17 protein-coding genes are annotated in these 16,866 nt (G+C 68.5%); 6 read left to right on the forward strand and 11 right to left on the reverse strand.

Annotation, left to right across the window (positions count from 1 at the left end; genetic code table 11):
- Positions 1-49 precede the first annotated feature (49 nt).
- The 8 genes from VGJ96_09730 to VGJ96_09765 form a co-directional block, all read right to left on the reverse strand.
- The gene (locus VGJ96_09730) at positions 50-1,558 is read right to left on the reverse strand and encodes an amidohydrolase family protein (protein ID HEY3287380.1); all 1,509 of its coding nucleotides are present in this window, start codon (positions 1,556-1,558) and stop codon (positions 50-52) included.
- 164 nt (positions 1,559-1,722) lie between these two features.
- Positions 1,723-2,256: a YceI family protein gene (locus tag VGJ96_09735; GenBank protein HEY3287381.1), complete on the reverse strand. Its 534-nt coding sequence runs from the start codon at positions 2,254-2,256 to the stop codon at positions 1,723-1,725.
- 151 nt (positions 2,257-2,407) lie between these two features.
- Positions 2,408-2,893 carry a MarR family transcriptional regulator gene (locus VGJ96_09740; GenBank protein HEY3287382.1) on the reverse strand — a complete coding sequence of 162 codons (486 nt, stop codon included), beginning with the start codon at positions 2,891-2,893 and terminating at the stop codon, positions 2,408-2,410.
- 64 nt (positions 2,894-2,957) lie between these two features.
- Positions 2,958-4,415, reverse strand: a complete 1,458-nt coding sequence (locus VGJ96_09745; protein HEY3287383.1) for a pyridoxal-dependent decarboxylase — start codon at positions 4,413-4,415, stop codon at positions 2,958-2,960.
- A 69-nt stretch (positions 4,416-4,484) separates the two neighbouring features.
- Positions 4,485-5,369, reverse strand: a complete 885-nt coding sequence (locus VGJ96_09750; protein ID HEY3287384.1) for a nuclear transport factor 2 family protein — start codon at positions 5,367-5,369, stop codon at positions 4,485-4,487.
- Between the two features lie 57 nt (positions 5,370-5,426).
- On the reverse strand, positions 5,427-6,089 hold the full coding sequence (locus VGJ96_09755) for a hypothetical protein (protein ID HEY3287385.1): 663 nt from the start codon (positions 6,087-6,089) through the stop codon (positions 5,427-5,429).
- The gene (locus VGJ96_09760; protein ID HEY3287386.1) at positions 6,086-6,850 is read right to left on the reverse strand and encodes a creatininase family protein; all 765 of its coding nucleotides are present in this window, start codon (positions 6,848-6,850) and stop codon (positions 6,086-6,088) included. The genes VGJ96_09755 and VGJ96_09760 overlap by 4 nt, the downstream gene beginning before the upstream one ends.
- Before the next feature lie 20 nt (positions 6,851-6,870).
- Positions 6,871-7,257 (reverse strand): surface-adhesin E family protein, encoded by a 387-nt coding sequence (locus VGJ96_09765; protein ID HEY3287387.1) that lies wholly within the window; start codon positions 7,255-7,257, stop codon positions 6,871-6,873.
- 155 nt (positions 7,258-7,412) lie between these two features.
- On the opposite strand from VGJ96_09765, the gene VGJ96_09770 reads away from it, so the two are divergent.
- Together VGJ96_09770 and VGJ96_09775 are read left to right on the forward strand one after the other, a co-directional pair.
- Positions 7,413-8,672 carry a hypothetical protein gene (locus VGJ96_09770; protein ID HEY3287388.1) on the forward strand — a complete coding sequence of 420 codons (1,260 nt, stop codon included), beginning with the start codon at positions 7,413-7,415 and terminating at the stop codon, positions 8,670-8,672.
- A 157-nt stretch (positions 8,673-8,829) separates the two neighbouring features.
- Complete coding sequence (locus tag VGJ96_09775) at positions 8,830-9,876, forward strand: fatty acid desaturase (protein HEY3287389.1); 1,047 nt, start codon at positions 8,830-8,832, stop codon at positions 9,874-9,876.
- 229 nt (positions 9,877-10,105) lie between these two features.
- Here the strand turns inward: VGJ96_09775 and can are convergent, their stop codons facing one another.
- Together can and VGJ96_09785 are read right to left on the reverse strand one after the other, a co-directional pair.
- On the reverse strand, positions 10,106-10,738 hold the full coding sequence (gene can, locus VGJ96_09780) for a carbonate dehydratase (GenBank protein HEY3287390.1): 633 nt from the start codon (positions 10,736-10,738) through the stop codon (positions 10,106-10,108).
- Positions 10,739-10,804: 66 nt separating this feature from the next.
- Positions 10,805-11,383, reverse strand: coding sequence for a histidine phosphatase family protein (locus VGJ96_09785; protein ID HEY3287391.1), 579 nt, complete (start codon positions 11,381-11,383; stop codon positions 10,805-10,807).
- Positions 11,384-11,534: 151 nt separating this feature from the next.
- On the opposite strand from VGJ96_09785, the gene VGJ96_09790 reads away from it, so the two are divergent.
- Genes VGJ96_09790 through VGJ96_09805 form a run of 4 tightly spaced genes read left to right on the forward strand, consistent with a single transcriptional unit; the run spans position 11,535 to position 15,475 of the window.
- Positions 11,535-12,986: a sulfatase-like hydrolase/transferase gene (locus tag VGJ96_09790; protein ID HEY3287392.1), complete on the forward strand. Its 1,452-nt coding sequence runs from the start codon at positions 11,535-11,537 to the stop codon at positions 12,984-12,986.
- Positions 12,987-13,018: 32 nt separating this feature from the next.
- Positions 13,019-14,566: a helicase HerA-like domain-containing protein gene (locus VGJ96_09795; protein HEY3287393.1), complete on the forward strand. Its 1,548-nt coding sequence runs from the start codon at positions 13,019-13,021 to the stop codon at positions 14,564-14,566.
- 44 nt (positions 14,567-14,610) lie between these two features.
- Positions 14,611-14,949 carry a cupin domain-containing protein gene (locus VGJ96_09800; protein HEY3287394.1) on the forward strand — a complete coding sequence of 113 codons (339 nt, stop codon included), beginning with the start codon at positions 14,611-14,613 and terminating at the stop codon, positions 14,947-14,949.
- A 25-nt stretch (positions 14,950-14,974) separates the two neighbouring features.
- On the forward strand, positions 14,975-15,475 hold the full coding sequence (locus VGJ96_09805; GenBank protein ID HEY3287395.1) for a hypothetical protein: 501 nt from the start codon (positions 14,975-14,977) through the stop codon (positions 15,473-15,475).
- Here the strand turns inward: VGJ96_09805 and VGJ96_09810 are convergent.
- Entirely contained in the window at positions 15,462-16,823 is a 1,362-nt protein-coding gene (locus VGJ96_09810) for an amino acid permease (protein HEY3287396.1), read from the reverse strand. The genes VGJ96_09805 and VGJ96_09810 overlap by 14 nt on opposite strands.
- Positions 16,824-16,866: the final 43 nt, after the last annotated feature.

Below are 16,866 nucleotides of genomic sequence, written 5' to 3' on the forward strand. Positions count from 1 at the left end.
GCAACATCGCGCCCCGCCCCCGCCTCGTGCAGCCGGACGGTGAGAATCCCTACTTCGCGCCTGCCTTCGCCGAGTCCACAATCTGCTTGATCCGCGCGGTAAGCGTCGGCACGTGGTACGGCACGCCGCCGGCGATCGTCCACTCGAGCCCGGCGCGCACTTCCTTCCCGTCGCGCAGCTGCACCTGGTTGGTGGGATACAGCGTCTTCAGGTCCTCGAGCGGATTGCCGTCCACGATGAGCAGGTCGGCCGCCCACCCGGCGCGCACGCGGCCGATCTTGTCCTCCAAGCCCAGGATCTTCGCGTTGTTCCCCGTGCAGTGCTGGATGACCTTGAGCGGATGGAACCCCGCCTCCTGGTGCAGTTCCATTTCGCGGATGAGGCCGTAGCCGTACATCTGGTAGATGAACCCCGCATCATCGCCGCAGCCGATGGTGCCGCCCTTGCGCTCGAAGCTGCGCAGCGCCGCCATCCAGAGGCGGTAGTTCTCCTTCCAGTACACCTCGTCGGTGCTGCTCCATCCGATGAAGTACGAGCCGTGATTGGCCGGATCGGGCCTGAAGTAGCTGGCGAGCGACGGATGCAGGTAGTCGGTGAACCACGGCTGCGTCTGCGCGCGCTGGAGGTCCCGGCTGGCCTCATAGATGTCGAGCGTCGGCACCCACGCCACGTTGGCCTTCACCATGGACGAAAGCACCGTGTCGAGGCGCGCCGGATCGGCCTCGCGCCACAGCCGCCCGGCCCAGCGGAAGCGGTCGGTCTCGTCCAGGTAGTTGTAGTCGCTCGGGAAGTGCTGGCGGCCGTCCACGATGGCCGCGTCCGGAATGCCGTACCAGTGCTCGATGGAGCGCGTGCCGAAGGCGATGTCGTCCCAGGCGTTCGTCTCCTCGACGCCCACGTGGTGCGCCACCGGGAGGCCGACCTTGTGCGCCTCGTCTTCCATGGCCTGCATGATGTCGCGCTCGATGCCGAGGATCTTGATGCCGTCCACCCCGATGCGCTTGAGCTCCTGCACGCGGGCGCGGGCGTCGGCGGCCGTGCGGATGCGCGCATTGCCGAACATCGGGTAGATGAGCATGCGCGGGCCCACGAGTTCACCCCGCGCCTGCTGGTCGCGCATCTTGACGCTCTGCAGCTCGTTCTCCGCCCCCACCTCGCGCAGCGTCGTGACGCCGTTGGCCAGTTGCAGGAGCAGGTAGTACTCGAACCCGCCCATCGACTGCCCCGAGCGGTTGCTCTGCATGTGCGTGTGGGCGTTGATCAGCCCCGGCAGGACGAACTTTCCGGTGGCGTCGATCTGCGCGTCCCCCGCCGGCCGCCGCCCTTCGCCCCGCCGGAGCGCCACGGGATCCAGCGTCACGATGTCGGCGATGAGGCCATTCTCGATGACGATATCCACCGGGCCGCGCGCCGGCGTGCCGTTTCCATCCACCATCGTGGCGTTGCGGATGACGAGGCGCGGCACCTTCCGGCCGGACGCCACGCCCGTCGGCTGCGCGACGAGGGGAAGTGACACGAGCAGCAGGGCGGCAAGGGCCGCACGCACGATGCGGAGCATGGCGGGTTCCGGGGTGAGGACGGCAGTAGCCTATCCAGTTCCGACCCGCCGCGGTAGCCCGGAGGGCCCGGACACGCCTCAAAGCGCGAAGAACACCACGGGCAGAACGCCCGTGATGTCCCTCGCGCCGGCCGCGCCGCCGCAATGCGGCGGGCGCCGGATTCCTACGCTGCCTGCGCCTCGGCCGTGCCGACGGCCTCGAGTTCAATGGACAGCTTCACCTCTTCGCTCACCATCAGGCCGCCCAGTTCGAGCGCCTGGTTCCAGTTCAGGCCCCACTCCTTGCGGTTGAGCTTGCCCTCGAGCGACAGCGCCGTGCGGGTCATCCCCCACGGATCCTTCACGATCGGCGCCAGTTCACCCTTCAGCGTCACCGGCTTGGTCACGCCGCGCATGGTGAAGTTGCCGCTGATCGTGATGTCGGTGCCGTCCTGCTTGATCGCCGTCGACTCGAACGCCAGCGTCGGGTGGTTCTCGGCGTCGAAGAAGTCGGCCGAGCGCAGGTGCGCGTCGCGCTGCTCCTGGTTGGTGTCGATGCTCGCCGCGTCGATCGTGAAGCTCGCCTTCACGATCCGGCCGCTGGCATCCGTCTCGCCGGCGCCGTCGAACTTCGTGAACCGGCCGCGAACGGTGGAAATGGCCATGTGCTTCACCGAAAAGCCAACCTGTGTGTGCGTCGTATCAAGTTTCCACTGCATGGGTCTGCCTCCTTGAGGTCTTATGGGGCCGGCGCGTCCGGGGCACCCAATTAGTTATGTTGTGAAACTCTTACTACTAAGATAATATCGACAAGGAACGGGGGCGTCAAGCCCCCCGGTCAACCTCCGGCGCGGCGCCGGGGTTCCCGCCCTACTCGGCGGCCGCCTTCGCCCCGGCCGCGGCCAGCCCGAGCTGCTTGAGCAGGGCCGACGCCTGCTTCTGTTCGGCCCGCGAGAGCCCCGACATCGCCTCGCGGATCGCGTCGGCGTGCTGCGGGAAGATCTGGCCCATCAGCGCCTCGCCCTTGCGCGTCAGCGCCGCGTACCGCGCCCGCCGGTCCGACGCGCACAGCCGGCGTTCCGCGAGCCCGCGCTCCGCCAGCCGGTCCACCAGGAAGGTGATGCCGCCGCTCGAGACGAGGATCTTGCGCTGCACCTCGCCAAGCAGGAGCGGCCCCTTGTGGTAGAGCACCTCGAGGATGGCGAACTCCGTGTGCGTGAGGCCGTGCGTCACGAGGCTCGCCTCGATGCGCTCGCTGATGGCGCGCTGGGCGCGGGAAAGCACGACGAAGAGCTTGAGCGCGCTCGCCGTGGCGGCATCGGGCGCCTTGCGCTTCGGGGTCGGGGGGGCCGTCATGGTGGTTGTCATCTTAGTACTAAGATTATATCCATCCCGCCCGCCGCGCCAGACCCGGCCGCAATCAGGCCGGCTCGCTGATCAGCGCGCGCCCTTCCGCCGACAGTCCGTCCAGCAGCGCCTCGAGATGCGATCCCTGCGTGCGGACGTTCATCAGCGTCACGCGCAGCACGCGGCGGCCGCCGAGCACGGTCGTGGTGATCCAGCCCCGCCCCGAGGCGTTGTAGCGCTCGCGCAATCGGAGATTCAGCCAGTCCACGGTCGGCTCGTCATCCACGTCCGGCGGGAGCCAGCGGAAGCACAGGATGTTGCTCTCGGGTGCGTGGAGCGCCACGAAGTCGCCGCGGTCGCCAATCATCTGGTGCAGCGACGTGGCGAGCGCGCAGAGGTGGTCGTACAGCGCGCCGACGCCCGCGGCGCCGTAGCGCTGCAGCGCCACCCAGACCTTGAGCGCGTCCACGCGTCGCGAGCACATGAACGACCGCGTCCCCTGATCGGGGCTGCGCGTCCCCTCCACCCCGTGAAACAGGTATGGGGCCTGCTGGTCGAAGGCGGCCGTCAGGTCGCGCTCGTCCCGCGCCAGCAACGCGCCGGCGGCCAGCGGCACCAGCATCATCTTGTGCGGATCCCACGCCACGGTGCGGGCCCGGTCGATGCCCGCGAGCCGCGCGCGGTGCGCCGGCGAAAAGAGCGCCGAGGCGCCGTGCGCGCCGTCCACGTGGAACCAGAGGCCGCGCGCGTCGCAGATCGCCCCGACGGCCGCCAGATCGTCGAAGCCGCCGGTCGCCGTATACCCGGCCGTCGCCACCACCGCCATCACGCGCCGGCCTTCGGCCCTGATCGCGTCCAGCGTCGCCGGCAGCGCGCTGACGTCCATTTTCCAGTCGACGCTCGGCACCGTGCGCACGTTGTCCGTGCCCAGTCCGATCTCGCCGGCGGCGCGGGCAATCGCGTAGTGCGCGTGCTCGCCGCACACGATCACCGGCGCCGGCCCGCTGATGCCGCGCTTCCATGCCTCGGGCGCGACGGCCGCCCGAGCGGCGAGCAGGGCGGTGTGCGTGGCCTCCAGGCCGCCCGAGGTCAGCGTGCCGCCCGACCCCGGTCCGAAGCCGGCGAGGTCGCACATCCAGCGAATCACGCGCTCCTCGACGACGGTGCCGGTGGGCGACATCTCGGAGACGGCGACCGAGTTGTTCAGCGCGGCAATGACCGCCTCGCTCCAGACCGCGGCGGGAAGCGGTGCGGCGACCTGATGCCCCATGTACATCGGGTGCGACAGCCGATTGGCCCCGGCGAGGAACTCGCGCTCGAGCCGCGCAACCACCTCCTCGAGCGGGCGGCCGTTCGCGGGCATCGGTTCGTCGAACGTGGCGCGCCGCTCCGGATGCCCCGCCGTGGGCGATACCGCACTCTCGCCGTATCCCGTTTCGGCAAAGTAGCGCGCGACGGCATCGACGAAGAGCGCGCCGGCACCACGGGCACGATCGGCATCAACGGCGGCGCGGAGTTCCTCGGGCAACATTCGGCGAAATCTAATGCGAGCCACGCCTCGTGACGTGCGGCCGCACCGCCGGCCCCGACGCGTGTCGTGCTATCTCGTCACCGGCGCCGGCCGGTCCGATCCCGTGTCGAAGATGAAGCGGTAAGTCCCGTCGGGCTCGCGCCGCCAGACGGTGAGGTACTTCGAATACGACACCGTCCCCGGCGTCGGCTCCTTGCGGGCTTCGCCTATCGTGAAGCCCAGGCTGCCGTCGCGCGACGCCCGCGCGAGCGAGTCGATGGGCCCCCATTCGAAGCGTCCGTGGGGCGGAAACGGCGCGAAGGCTTCACGCACCTGCGCCGGTCCGCGCACGGGAACGTCGCGAATGCCAATCATCATCCCGTCAGCGGCAATCCATCGCGAGAAGGCGCCGGCCGGCCCGCCGGAATCGGCGCTGAAGCGGGCGAACGCGCGGTCGGCGTCGGCCATCGCTTGCGCGGCACGCGCCCGGCGCATGCCGCGCACTCCCGTCGAGCCGGGCGGGGCCGCCAGGGTGTCGGGGAGCGATCGCACGGCAGCCGGCGCGTAGAGCACCGAGAGGGCGACGATGCGCCAGTCGCCGCCGCGGGCGCGGCGCCAGCAGGTGACATACCGGCCGGCGGACGGATGCGCCGCGTCAGCGGACGGGCGCCGCACGACGCCGGTCGTGCACCCGAAACCGCCGTCGGGTGCCACCACCGCGTGCACTGAAGTCCAGATGGTGCCACGATCCGGTGAGACATCAGCGAGGTGCGCCTCGTACATCGACGCCCCGTGCAGGATCGGCCGATCCGGCAGCAGGACGGTCGCCGCGGGAGTCAGCGCCCGTCGCAGCGTGGTTGCGTTCGAAATCGCCGAACGCTCCGCCGCCATCAGGCTGGCCTTGGTCGTCGTGGTGTCCTGCGCCGCGAGCGACAGCGGCAGAACGGCACCGGCAAGCAGGCATCGAATGCGCACTGGAGACTCCTCCCTGTTGTCTCGTACCTACGCCGGTTCACCGACGGAAGTTGCGCCCTAACGCCGGGCGCATCCGGCCAGGGCGACGTCGCCGACGCGGACTTCAGCCCGGAACGGGAACCACGCGTCGCTCATGCCGTCGCGGCAGCTTTCGCGGAGCAGGCCAACCTTGAGGGAATGCACCTTTCCGAGGGATCGCGTGCCGGCAACGGTCGTGAGCGCCCCTCGAACATCGGCCGGCTGCGCGTCGAAGACGAGTTCGCGCGGGGGTTCCGGACGCTCGAGCACCAGTTGCGTCCCATCGAAGGTCACGCGCCAGAACGGCTCGACGCCGTGCGCCACCCACTCGAACGGTTCACGGGGGCGGTCACAGTGAGGCCCCTCGGCGAGCGACGTCGCGAACAGCGTCTCGCGCACCACCACGCGTTCGTCCAGCGTGTCGGCCAGGAACTCCACGAACAACGAGTCGCGCAGCGAGCCGTTCACGGCGTTCACGGCCTCGCGCAGTCGCGACGCGGGGGTGTCGGCCACGGGGCGCTCGACGGTCGTGCCGCAGGCGGCGAATCGCATGGTGCTGTCGGCGCTTACGAGGAGCGTGCCCCGCGCATAGGCCGCGCGTGTCGCCGACGCGCGCACGCTGTCCGCGGACGACGGCCTGGCGTCGGTGGAGGGCCCCCTGCAGGCGACAACGACGAGCAGCAGGGTGGCCAGGCGGGTCATCGGTACATGGCCGCCGGATCACCCTGCGACAGCTCCAACAGGAACTGCGCAATCCGTTCGGCCACCGCGTCCACGAACCGCGCCCCCTTGTCGGGCGTGGCGGCGCGCGGGTTGCCAATCCCCGTGTCCGCGCTGACGGTGGTCCACGGACGCTGCGTCCACACCCAGCGCTCACGAAATCCCGTCATGGCCGGCTTCTTCTCCGCGCCATCGCCCGCCTCGGCGAGTGGACGCACCGTGTCGGGACGCAGGTGCAGCATCACGCTCGTCTCCAGCTCTCCCGCGTGGTCGCCCGGCTCGTCGAAATAGCCGCGACCATCGACGACCTGCCACCAGTTGAGCGCGCAGAGGAAGACGGGCGTGGTGGGCTGCAGTTCGCGCATCATCTGCTTGAAATCGTTGCCGCCATGCCCGTTGAAGAGCACGAACTTGCGCACGCCGGCGCGCTCCACCGAGGCTATGACGTCGGCCAGCACGCGCGCCTGCGTGCTCGGATTCATGTTGATGGCGAGCGGGAGGTCGAGCTGGCCCGTTTGCACGCCGAAGGGAACCGCCGGGAGGACGATGACGCGGGCGCCGCGCGCATTCGCGCGGGTGGCGGCCACGGCGGCGATGCCGTCGGCTTCCATGTTGTCGGTGGCGTACGGAAGGTGCCGGTTGTGCGGTTCCGTCGCCCCCCAGGGCAGCACCGCCACCTCATACTGCGTGCCGGCCACGGCGGGCCAATGTGCCTCGGCGAGGATGGACGGAGGTGTAGTCATGGCGAATCACGGGGATGGGGTTACTTCCGACAGAGGTGCTTGAGCGCGACGTCGGCGAAGGTGCTGGAAAGCGCGGGGCCGAAGCCCGGCTTGCCGATGGTGCGGCGACTGTACTCCACGCCCTTGGCTTCGTTCAGGTAGAGCACGCTTTCCCTGGTCGCCACGAGCCCCTTGGCGCAATCGAACATGGCCAGCACGCGCGAACTCGTGATCTTGCCCTTGGGGGTATCGAGCGGCGGCGCGTAGGTGACGCGCACGCGCGCCGTGACAATGCCGTCAGGCGCTTTCCTGACAGATTTTCCGTCAAGATACACGGAATTCCCTGTAGACGTCTTGCCAATTTCCTGCCACTTTGATTGTGGGAGTACAGCAGCGGCGAGAAGCAGGAGTGGCGCCGTTGGATGCATCGCTCACCTCAGGTGCGGTGGCGATGAAGGTACTCCGCCCGACGCGTGCCGTCACGGGCGCGCCTAACGGAAGTGCCCGGCCCCGGTGGCGCCGGTTGCCCCCCTGCAGTGGATTCGGTCGCACACGCACCACACAAATCCATCAGGAGGATGTAATGCCTGCTTCCCTTGCCCCGATCAGCCCTGAGCTCTTCGCTGACTTCAAGGCCGGCAAGGAGACCGCGCTGGAACAGGTTTTCCGCGCGAACTTCGAAGCCTTCACGCAGGAGGCGAACGAAAAGCTGGACGATCCCGGCGGCGCCCAGAAGGTGGCCGCGAGCGCGTTCCTCGACATCTGGGATCGGCGCGCCAAGCTCGAGTCGGTCGATCAGATGCAGTCGCTGCTGCATCAGGCCGTGGCCGGGGAGGCGGCGCACGAGATGCGCCGTCGCGCGGCGGCCCATCATATGGCGGGGAACCACGCCAAGACCCATGAGCCGACGCCCGCCGAGACGCTCGACCAGTGGTGGGCCAAGGTCTCCGGCGTGCTGCATGCCGCGCATGCGGATCCATCGGATGTCGCGAAACAGCGCGCCGAGCACAGCCGCCACGAGGCGGCCGCGCACATGAAGAAGGTCGCTGGCAAGAAGCGCACCGGCTTCTACGGCGTCATGGTGATCGTCCTGGCGCTCGCCGCCGGGATCCCCCTCTGGTACCTCAACAAGGGCGCCGAGGGGACCAAGGCGCAGTCGCTGCTGAACAAGGAGGAAGCGAAGTCCATGCGGTCGAAGGACGGCCAGCGCGGCACCGTGACGATGGAGGACAGCGTCGTCGTGCGGCTCGGCTCCTCGACCTACGTGAAGTACTCGGAGAGCTATCCGCTCGACGCGCGCGCGATGCAGATCATTGGCGTGGCCGCGATCAAGGCGCCCAAGCTTTCCTCGCCGCTGCTGGTGAAGGTGGGCAACGTCTGGGTGCACGCGAACGACGCCGAGTTCATTGGGCGTTCATTCATGGAAGACAGCAACTCGGCCATGCTGAAGACGCTGAGCGGCACCGTGACCGTGGTGGCCGGCAAGACCGAGAAGTCGCTGGCCGCGGGCGCGACGATGCTGGTGCTGAGCAACGGCACGTTCATGGATCTCGACGAGAATCGCGCCGAGTTCGCGTTCGGATGGATTGGCGGCAACTTCGACGCGCACAACCAGCCGCTGCGGAAGGTGCTGGCCGAATTCCGGAAGTGGTACGGCATCGAGATCACGCCGAAGGACAGCTCGTTCCTCGATCGTCCGGTGTCGATGTCCGCCTCGCTGGATTCCTCGAAGGTCGCGATGAAGGCGCTTGAGGAAGGGGGCGCCGTGAAGGTGACGCTGGTGTCCGAAACCAAGGCGACGCTCGTCGATAACGCGGCGAATGTGAAGAAGCCGAAGAAATAGTTGACCCCATGACGAAGGCCCGGTGGACGTAACGTCTGCCGGGCCTTTGTCTTGCGTGCGAATTGATGTCAGGTGAATGCTCACGCCGTGGCGGTGGTGTCCCCGACAAGTTCCGACTAACTTTATTAGTTGCGCATAAACTCAGGAGAAAGACCGAATGGCCGTAACCGTCCCCGTGTCCGAAGCCCAGGCGACCTCCGCGGTGCCGCAGAATTGGCGTGCGCTGGTTGCGCCGTATGCGCAGGCCTCGCGGAACCGCTCGCTGTTCCAGTTGGTGACCACGGTCGCCCTGTTGCTGGTGGCGCTCGTGGCGCTGTACTGGGCGCGCAAGGTGTCGTACCTGCTGACGCTGGCGCTGTCGCTTCCCACGGCCGGACTGCTCACGCGGACGTTCATCATCATGCACGATTGCGGCCACGGTTCGTTCTTCACGAGCCGCCGGGCCAACGACATCGTGGGCGTGATCACGGGCTTCCTGACGTTCATGCCGTACGCCAAGTGGCGCCGCGAGCACGCGTTGCATCATGCGTCGTCCGGCGACCTGGACCGCCGGGGCATCGGCGACATCTACACGCTGACCGTGCAGGAGTACTTCTCGAAGGGATGGATGGGGCGGCTGGGCTACCGCCTGTCGCGGATGCCGGCGTTCCTGCTGACCATCGGCCCGGTGTACTTCTTCCTGCACCAGCGCTTCCCAACGCTGCGCAAGGGCGCGGCCCGCGACGAGCTCACGAGCGTGCTCCTCACCAACATCTCGGTGATCGGGCTCATTGCCATCCTCGTGATGGTCCTCGGCACGAAGACGCTGCTCACGACGTACCTGCCGGCGTACTATCTGTCGCTCCTCGGCGGCATCTGGCTCTTCTTCGCGCAGCACCAGTTCGAGGACGCGTACTGGGCCGAGCACGAGGAGTGGGACTATGCCAACGCGGCGATTCGCGGGAGTTCGTATCTCAAGCTGCCGCGCATCATGCAGTGGTTCACCGGGAACATCGGCCTGCACCACGTGCATCACCTGGCCCCGAAGGTGCCGAACTACAAGCTCGAGGCGGCGCACAACTCGCACCCCATGTTCCAGCTGGCGCCGGTGCTCCAGATGCCCGATGCGGTGAAGGTGCTGCGGCTCGCGCTGTATGACGAGGAGCAGCGCAAGCTCGTCTCCTTCGGCGAGGCCCGGCGCCGCTGGCGCGTGCGGCGGGGGTAGCGCCTGGGGTTCGGTGCGCTTCGGGGAGTTCCTTCACCACGGAGGCACGGAGGACTGCTTGAGGGCCACGGAGGACGTCCACTTCTTGGGGTAACAACGCGCGCCACGCGATGTTCTGCGTGGCGCGCTGTCTTTACCCAGAGTCCTGGTGGTTCTCCGTGGCCCTCGGGTCCTTCTCCGTGCCTCCGTGGTGAAAAAGCCCAGTTCACCGGCGACGAAAGCCGGCTCGTCACGCACGCGTCACGGCGGCGATCTGCGCTTCGCACTCCGCCCATGACCGGGCGACGAGGCCGAGGTCCTTCAGGCGACCGTCGCTGAGGCCGTAGATCCAGCCGTGCACGGTGACGCGCTGTCCGCGTTCCCAGGCGTCGCGCATGATGGTCGTCTCGCAGACATTGCGCACCTGTTCCACCACATTGAGTTCGCAGAGGCGCCGCAGGCGCGTCTCGCCGTCACCGTGCGCGAGCAGGTGGTGGTACTTGTGCTGCACGTCCTGCACGTGGCGCAGCCAGTTGTCGATGAGTCCCATGCGGGCGTCCTCAAGCGCGGCGCGCACGCCGCCGCAGCCGTAGTGCCCGCAGACGATCACGTGCTTCACCTTCAGCGCGTCCACCGCGTACTGCAGCACCGACAGGCAGTTGAGGTCGGTGTGCACCACCACGTTGGCCACGTTGCGGTGCACGAACAGTTCGCCGGGGAGCAGGCCGACGATCTCGTTGGCCGGCACGCGGCTGTCGGAGCAGCCGATCCAGAGGTACTCGGGCGTCTGCTGCTCGAGCAGCTCGCCGAAGAACGCGGGATTCTCCGCCGCGATGCGGGCGGCCCAGCGGCGGTTGTTTTCGAAGAGTGAGTGCAGGGGCACGAGGGCGGGGTGCTGGAGTCGGGTGCAGGGGCCGCGGAAAACGCGGCCTGAGACGAACCGAGGGCGCTAGCGCATGGCGCCTGCCGCGCAGTTGGCCGCGCCTGGCGGATCGGGAACGCCGTACTGGGCGCGAATGAGCGACGCCGCGCCGTGCGACGGGAGGCGGATGATGTACAGTCCAGCGTACTGCGCGTCGCACAGTTCGGGAAGGCGCGGACCGCCGAGCGCCGCCACGATGAGCGCCACGGTGTTGCTGTGGCCGACGACCAGCACGGCGTTTCCCCTGGCTTTCCGCACCGCGTCGGCGACGGCCATCGCGTGCGCCTCGGTGGATGCGCCAAAGGGGACCACATGCGCGGTGAGCTGCCGGGCCTCGACCACCGGCGCCGCGGTTTCGATGGTGCGCTTGCGCGGCGTCACCAGCACGTCCGTGACGTGCGCGTCGCGCAGGGCCACCGCCAGTGCCGCGGCGCGTGCTTCCCCGGCCTCGCTCAACGACGGATCCGGATCCGTGACGCTGGCTTTTTCGGCATGGCGCACGACGAAAACCAGCTTGTCGCCGACAGCGCTGCCCTGCGCAGGCACGACGGCCGGCGGCGCAAGCATGACGGCGACGAGGAGCATGGCCCGGGACAGCAATCTCATCACGACTCCGGGAACTTGGGGGGTCAGGCACCCGCGCATACGATAAGCCCGTTGCGCGCTTTTCGCCTCTGGGGCCGCGGCGATACGTTTCGGAACCCCCAGCGTGCGCCGGGGTGCCACTCGGGGTTACCGCTGCCGCTTGGAGCGAAGTATGACTCGCCGTTCAATCCTGCTGTTCATCGCGGTCGCGCTGGCGGTCCTTCCCGCCTCGTCGGCCTTTGCCCAGCGCGCGCGGCGTTCGCCGGCTCGCCGCGTCCCGGCGAAGCCAGCCGAGTCCCCGCCCAACGTGGTGATCTTCCTCTCCGACGACCTCGGCATCGGTGAGATCGGCCCGTGGGGGCAGGCGGAACTGCTGACGCCCAACATCGACCGGCTTGCGCGCGACGGCATGAAGCTGACGGAGATGCGATCCAGCGCGGCGGTGTGCGGTCCGGCCCGCTGTTCGCTGATGACGGCGCTCCACAACGGCCACTGCCGGCTCGACGACAACGACAATGACTATCTGCGCGCAAGCGACCTGACGCTCGCCGAGCGATTGAAGGCCAGGGGCTACGCGACGGGACTTTTCGGCAAGTGGGGGCTCAGCTGGGACAGCGAGCGGGAAAGCTGGCCGAATGCCAAGGGGTTCGACGCCTTCTTCGGGTTCCGCGACCAGAAGCACGCACACAATTACTTCCCCGAGTATCTCATCAGCAACGGCGACTCGGTGAGCACGGGGAACGTGGTGCCGTCGCCGGGGCCAATGGGCACCGGTCGCGCGACGACGCGCGTGGCGTATGCGCCGGACCTGATCGGGGCCAGGGCATTCGCCTGGATGCGGGCAAATGCGAAGAAACCGTTCCTGCTCTACTGGGCCACGACGCTTCCGCACATCAACAATGAGGGCGCGCGCGGATATGACGACGGCGGATACGAAGTCACCGACCTGGGACCGTACGCCGACAAGCCGTGGCCGATGGCCAAGAAGAGCTATGCGGCGCAGATCTGGCGGCTTGACCGCGACCTTGGGCACGTGCGCGCCCTGCTGGATTCGCTCGGCGTCGCCAAGCGCACGCTGATCATCTTCCTTTCCGACAACGGCGCCACGATGTTGCGCGGCGCCGACGACGGCACCACCACGCAGATTGGGCGCTGGTTCAACGGCACGATGAACTATCGCGGCTACAAGGGCGACCTGTACGAGGGCGGCCTTCGGGTGCCGGCAATCGCCGTCTGGCCGGGGAAGGTCAGGCCGGGCAGCACCTCGGCCGTGCGTGCCGACTTCACCGACGTGCACGCGACGATCGCCGCCGCCGCCGGATTGCCGGAGCAAAAGGGCATCGATGGCCGCTCGCTGCTCCCGGCGCTCATCGGCAAGGGCGCCGTGAAGACGAAGGATGCCTTCGTCTGGTTTTCCCCGGACCGCAATCAGAGCGCGGTGCTCTTCGGCGGATGGAAGGCTGTCTGGATGCGCGATACCCTGCGCCTGTTCAACGTGACGGCGGACCCGGGCGAGACCAAGGACCTCGCCCCGTTGCAGCCGGAGGTCGTGCAGCGGCTCACCGCCATTCGCGACAGCGCCGACCGGCGCGGCGCGCATCCGGAACCACCGAAGCAGCCGTAGCGCGCCGCGACGGGCGCACCCACTATTGGGATATGCCAGAGCCTCTCGTCATCGCCAAGTCTGGCAGCGCCGAGCTCGCGCTGCTCCCTGCCCTCGCCAACCGCCACGGATGCGTCACCGGAGCGACGGGCACCGGCAAGACCATCACGCTGCAGGTGCTGGCCGAACGCTTCTCGGCCATTGGCGTTCCCGTCTTCCTCGCCGATGTGAAAGGCGACCTGAGCGGCATCGCCAAGGCGGGGCAACCGAGCGAGAAGCTGAGCGAGCGGCTTCAGAAGCTCGCGCTTCCGGCGCCAGCGTGGGGTGCCTGCCCGGTGACGCTGTGGGACGTGCTCGGCGAGCAGGGACATCCCATCCGCGCGACGATCTCGGACATGGGGCCGCTCCTGCTGGCGCGGCTGCTCAACCTGAACGACACGCAGGAGGGCGTGCTCTCCCTCGCGTTCAAGGTGGCCGACGATCACGGCTTGCTCCTGCTCAACCTCGCCGACCTGCGGGCGATCCTGCAGTTCGTCGGTGACAACGCGGCGCAGGTCAAGACGCAGTACGGCAACGTGTCGGCCGCCAGCATCGGCGCCATCCAGCGCGGCCTGCTGCAGCTCGAGGAACAGGGCGGCGAGAAGTTCTTCGGCGAGCCGATGCTCAACATCGACGACCTGATGCAGACGGTGGACGGCAAGGGGGTGGTCAACGTCCTCGCCGCCGACCAGCTGATGAACAGTCCGCGGCTCTACGCGGCGTTCCTGCTCTGGCTGCTCTCCGAGCTGTTCGAGAATCTTCCCGAGGTCGGCGATGCGGAGAAGCCCAAGCTGGTCTTCTTCTTCGACGAGGCGCACCTGCTCTTTGCCGACGCACCGCCGGCGCTGCTCGAGAAGGTCGAGATGGTGGTGCGCCTGATTCGCTCCAAGGGCGTCGGCGTCTACTTCGTCACCCAGAATCCCATCGACATTCCCGACAAGGTGTTGGGCCAGTTGGGCAATCGGGTGCAGCACGCGCTGCGCGCCTTCACGCCGCGCGACCAGAAGGCGGTGCGCGCGACGGCCGAAACGATGCGCGCCAACCCCGCCCTCGACATCGAGAAGGTGATTCTCGAACTCGCCGTCGGTGAGGCGCTCGTGTCGCTGCTCGACGCCAAGGGCACGCCCGGCATCACGGAGCGCGCGTGGATGCTCGCGCCGGGTTCGCAGATCGGGCCGGTCACGCCCGACGAGCGCAAGCAGCTGCTCCAGCGTTCGGTGGTGGCCGGTGTCTACGAGAAGGTAGTTGACCGCGAATCGGCCTTTGAGATGCTGCAGGCGCGCGCGGCCGGGTCGGCGGCCAGCGCGCCGACCATCGGCGCGCCGACGAACAGCGCCGTTCCGGCTGGTGGTCTTGGCGCCGCCGCGGGCGCCGGCGCGATGGGCGCGGTGCTTGGCGGCGTCGGCGCGCTGCTCTTTGGCAGCACGGGACCGCGCGGCGGTCGCCACGACGGCCTGCTCGACATCGTCGCCAAGAGCGCGGCGCGCAGCACGGGTACGGCGATCTCCCGCGGACTGGTGCGCGGCGTGCTGGGTTCCCTGCTCGGCGGGCGTCGGCGCTAGCACCAGCGCGGCGGATCGCGCTTCACCTGGAGAACGAACAGACGATGACTGGCGAACCCAAGAAGTCCGATGATCTCGAGCACGCCGTGGCGCTCGCCTCGCTCGTCGACTACCAGCCCGGCGCCGTCGTCAGCCGGACCATTGTCAAGAAGAAGTCGGGGACCGTCACCGCCTTCGCCTTCGACGAGGGCGAGGGCTTGAGTGAGCACACCGCGGCGTACGACGCCCTGATCGTCCTGGTCGAGGGCGCGTGCGACGTCACCATTGCGGGTGCCCCGCACCACGTGGCGGCCGGTGAATTGCTCCGGCTCCCAGCCAACCAGCCGCACGCGCTCAAGGCGACGGAACGCTTCAAGATGCTGCTGGTGATGATCAAGGAATAGCGTTCGACGCCGGACGCCGCAGGCAGTGCTTGCCAACGTCGAGGTGGAAATGAAGCCGCAGATGCTCCCGGGTACACGTGCGATGACCGCGACGCTCTTCCTGTTCGCGCTTGGTTGCTTCGGTGTTACGTCCAAGCCCGCCGCGGACGCCGAGGCCGCGGACAAGCGCCGGGCGGTGGCGCTGCCCGCCGACGGCCAGCAGGCCGTCTTGCACGAAATGCGCTCCATGCTCGGCGCCATGGGCGCCACCATGGGCGCGGCGGTGAAGGGCGACACCGCGGCGCTGTTTGCCGCCGTGGCTCCGGCCGGAACGGCGGCCGCTGCCGATCCCGCGCTGGAATCGATGCTTCCGGCCGAGTGGAAGGAACTCGCCGAGCGGACGCACGCAGCCTTCGACACGCTCGCGATCGCCGCGCGTCAGTCGCGCACCCCGCAGGCGCTCAAGGACACGGTGCTGGTGCGGCTCTCGCAGGTGACCGGTTCGTGCACGGCGTGTCACGAGATGTTCCGCGTCACGGTCCGTTGAGGACAGGCGGTTCCTGCGGCGCGGCGGGCGCCTTTGCGCGCGCCCGCCGCGCGACACGGTACACCGGCCAGCCGGCCGCGATCAGCACGGTGCCCCACGCCAGCGACTCCCAGCCGGAGCCGTAGAACGCCCACAACACAAAGACCAGGGCGCAGAGCGTGCAGGCCAGCAGCGCGCCGGTCCGACGAACGCGGCCGTCGCGCATGAAGCGCGCGACGGCCAGCACGCAGAAGAGATAGAGCAGCAGGTTGGTCGCGGTCGCCAGCAGGATCGCGAAGTTGTACGCGGCGACGCCGACCTTGGTGTAGGCCATCAGGGTGAGCAGCGAGGTGATGCCGGCGCCGAGCACGAGGCTTCGCGTCGGCGCACCATGCGCATTCAGCCGCCCGAACCACGGCGGCAGCGTCCCCGCCAGCGCCATGGCGGCCGGCACCTCGCCGCCCAGCAGCAGCCATCCATTGAGGCAACCGAAGCAGCTCACCACCGCGCAGAGCGCCACGAAACCGCCGGCGATGCTTCCCCACGAGACGGCGATGAAGTCCGAGACGGGAGCGCCGGATGTGGAGACGACATCAGCCGGCAGCATGAGTGCGACGGCGCAGGTGGCCACCAGGCTCACCACCGCGCTGAGCGCGGTGCCGGCCATCGTCGCGCGCGGAACGTTCCTGCCCGAATCCTCCACGGCATCGGCCGGCATGGCCGCACTCTCGAGTCCGAGCATCGCGAAGAGCGTGAGTCCCACGGCGCCCGTCGCCCCGGCGAACGTGAAGCTGTCCGCGTGCACCGGCGGCAGCAGCGACATGCCGCGCACCGACAGCCGCCAAGCTGCCAGCCCGATGACCGCGACAAACGGAAGCAGCTTGATCACCGAAGTCACCAACTGCACCGTCCCCGCGGCCCGCAGCCCGCGCAGGTTCACCCACGTCAGCAGCCAGATGGCGCCGAGCGCAGCGATCGGCGCGGTCATCGACGTGGCGGCGAGTCCAGGGACGAGCCGCGTGAAATAGCTGATGCCGGCGATCGTGATGCCCGCGTTCGCCGCCCAGATCGACACGACGTATCCCCAGGCGCCAATGAACGCCGCCTCCTCTCCCACGCCGAGCCGCATGAAGCCGAAACTGCCGCCGGCTTCCGGAAGGGCGCGCGACAACTCGGCAAACACCCACGCCAGGCTGAGCGCGCCAAGGAAAGTCACACCCCAGGCCGCCACCGCGTTCCACCCGAACGGCGCGAGGCCGGCCGGGAGCATGAAGATGGCAGAGCCGATGATGTTGCCGACGACAAGCGCCGTGGCGAGCCAGAAGCCGAACTTGCGTCGCGCAACGTGAGGGGCGGGCGTGTCGGTCACGGCACGGGGGGCTTGGGGGAAAGAAGAAGGCCCCGGAGAAGAT

The organism is Gemmatimonadaceae bacterium (assembly GCA_036504815.1).
Classification (GTDB): domain Bacteria; phylum Gemmatimonadota; class Gemmatimonadetes; order Gemmatimonadales; family Gemmatimonadaceae; genus PNKL01.

Excerpts from the sequence above, each read along its gene's own strand:
- VGJ96_09730 (HEY3287380.1), bottom strand. The coding sequence starts at position 1,558 with ATGCTCCGCATCGTGCGTGCGGCCCTTGCCGCCCTGCTGCTCGTGTCA.
- VGJ96_09735 (HEY3287381.1), bottom strand. The coding sequence starts at position 2,256 with ATGCAGTGGAAACTTGATACGACGCACACACAGGTTGGCTTTTCGGTG.
- VGJ96_09740 (HEY3287382.1), bottom strand. The coding sequence starts at position 2,893 with ATGACGGCCCCCCCGACCCCGAAGCGCAAGGCGCCCGATGCCGCCACG.
- VGJ96_09745 (HEY3287383.1), bottom strand. The coding sequence starts at position 4,415 with ATGTTGCCCGAGGAACTCCGCGCCGCCGTTGATGCCGATCGTGCCCGT.
- VGJ96_09755 (HEY3287385.1), bottom strand. The coding sequence starts at position 6,089 with ATGACCCGCCTGGCCACCCTGCTGCTCGTCGTTGTCGCCTGCAGGGGG.
- VGJ96_09760 (HEY3287386.1), bottom strand. The coding sequence starts at position 6,850 with ATGACTACACCTCCGTCCATCCTCGCCGAGGCACATTGGCCCGCCGTG.
- VGJ96_09765 (HEY3287387.1), bottom strand. The coding sequence starts at position 7,257 with ATGCATCCAACGGCGCCACTCCTGCTTCTCGCCGCTGCTGTACTCCCA.
- VGJ96_09770 (HEY3287388.1), top strand. The coding sequence starts at position 7,413 with ATGCCTGCTTCCCTTGCCCCGATCAGCCCTGAGCTCTTCGCTGACTTC.
- VGJ96_09775 (HEY3287389.1), top strand. The coding sequence starts at position 8,830 with ATGGCCGTAACCGTCCCCGTGTCCGAAGCCCAGGCGACCTCCGCGGTG.
- VGJ96_09785 (HEY3287391.1), bottom strand. The coding sequence starts at position 11,383 with ATGAGATTGCTGTCCCGGGCCATGCTCCTCGTCGCCGTCATGCTTGCG.
- VGJ96_09790 (HEY3287392.1), top strand. The coding sequence starts at position 11,535 with ATGACTCGCCGTTCAATCCTGCTGTTCATCGCGGTCGCGCTGGCGGTC.
- VGJ96_09795 (HEY3287393.1), top strand. The coding sequence starts at position 13,019 with ATGCCAGAGCCTCTCGTCATCGCCAAGTCTGGCAGCGCCGAGCTCGCG.
- VGJ96_09800 (HEY3287394.1), top strand. The coding sequence starts at position 14,611 with ATGACTGGCGAACCCAAGAAGTCCGATGATCTCGAGCACGCCGTGGCG.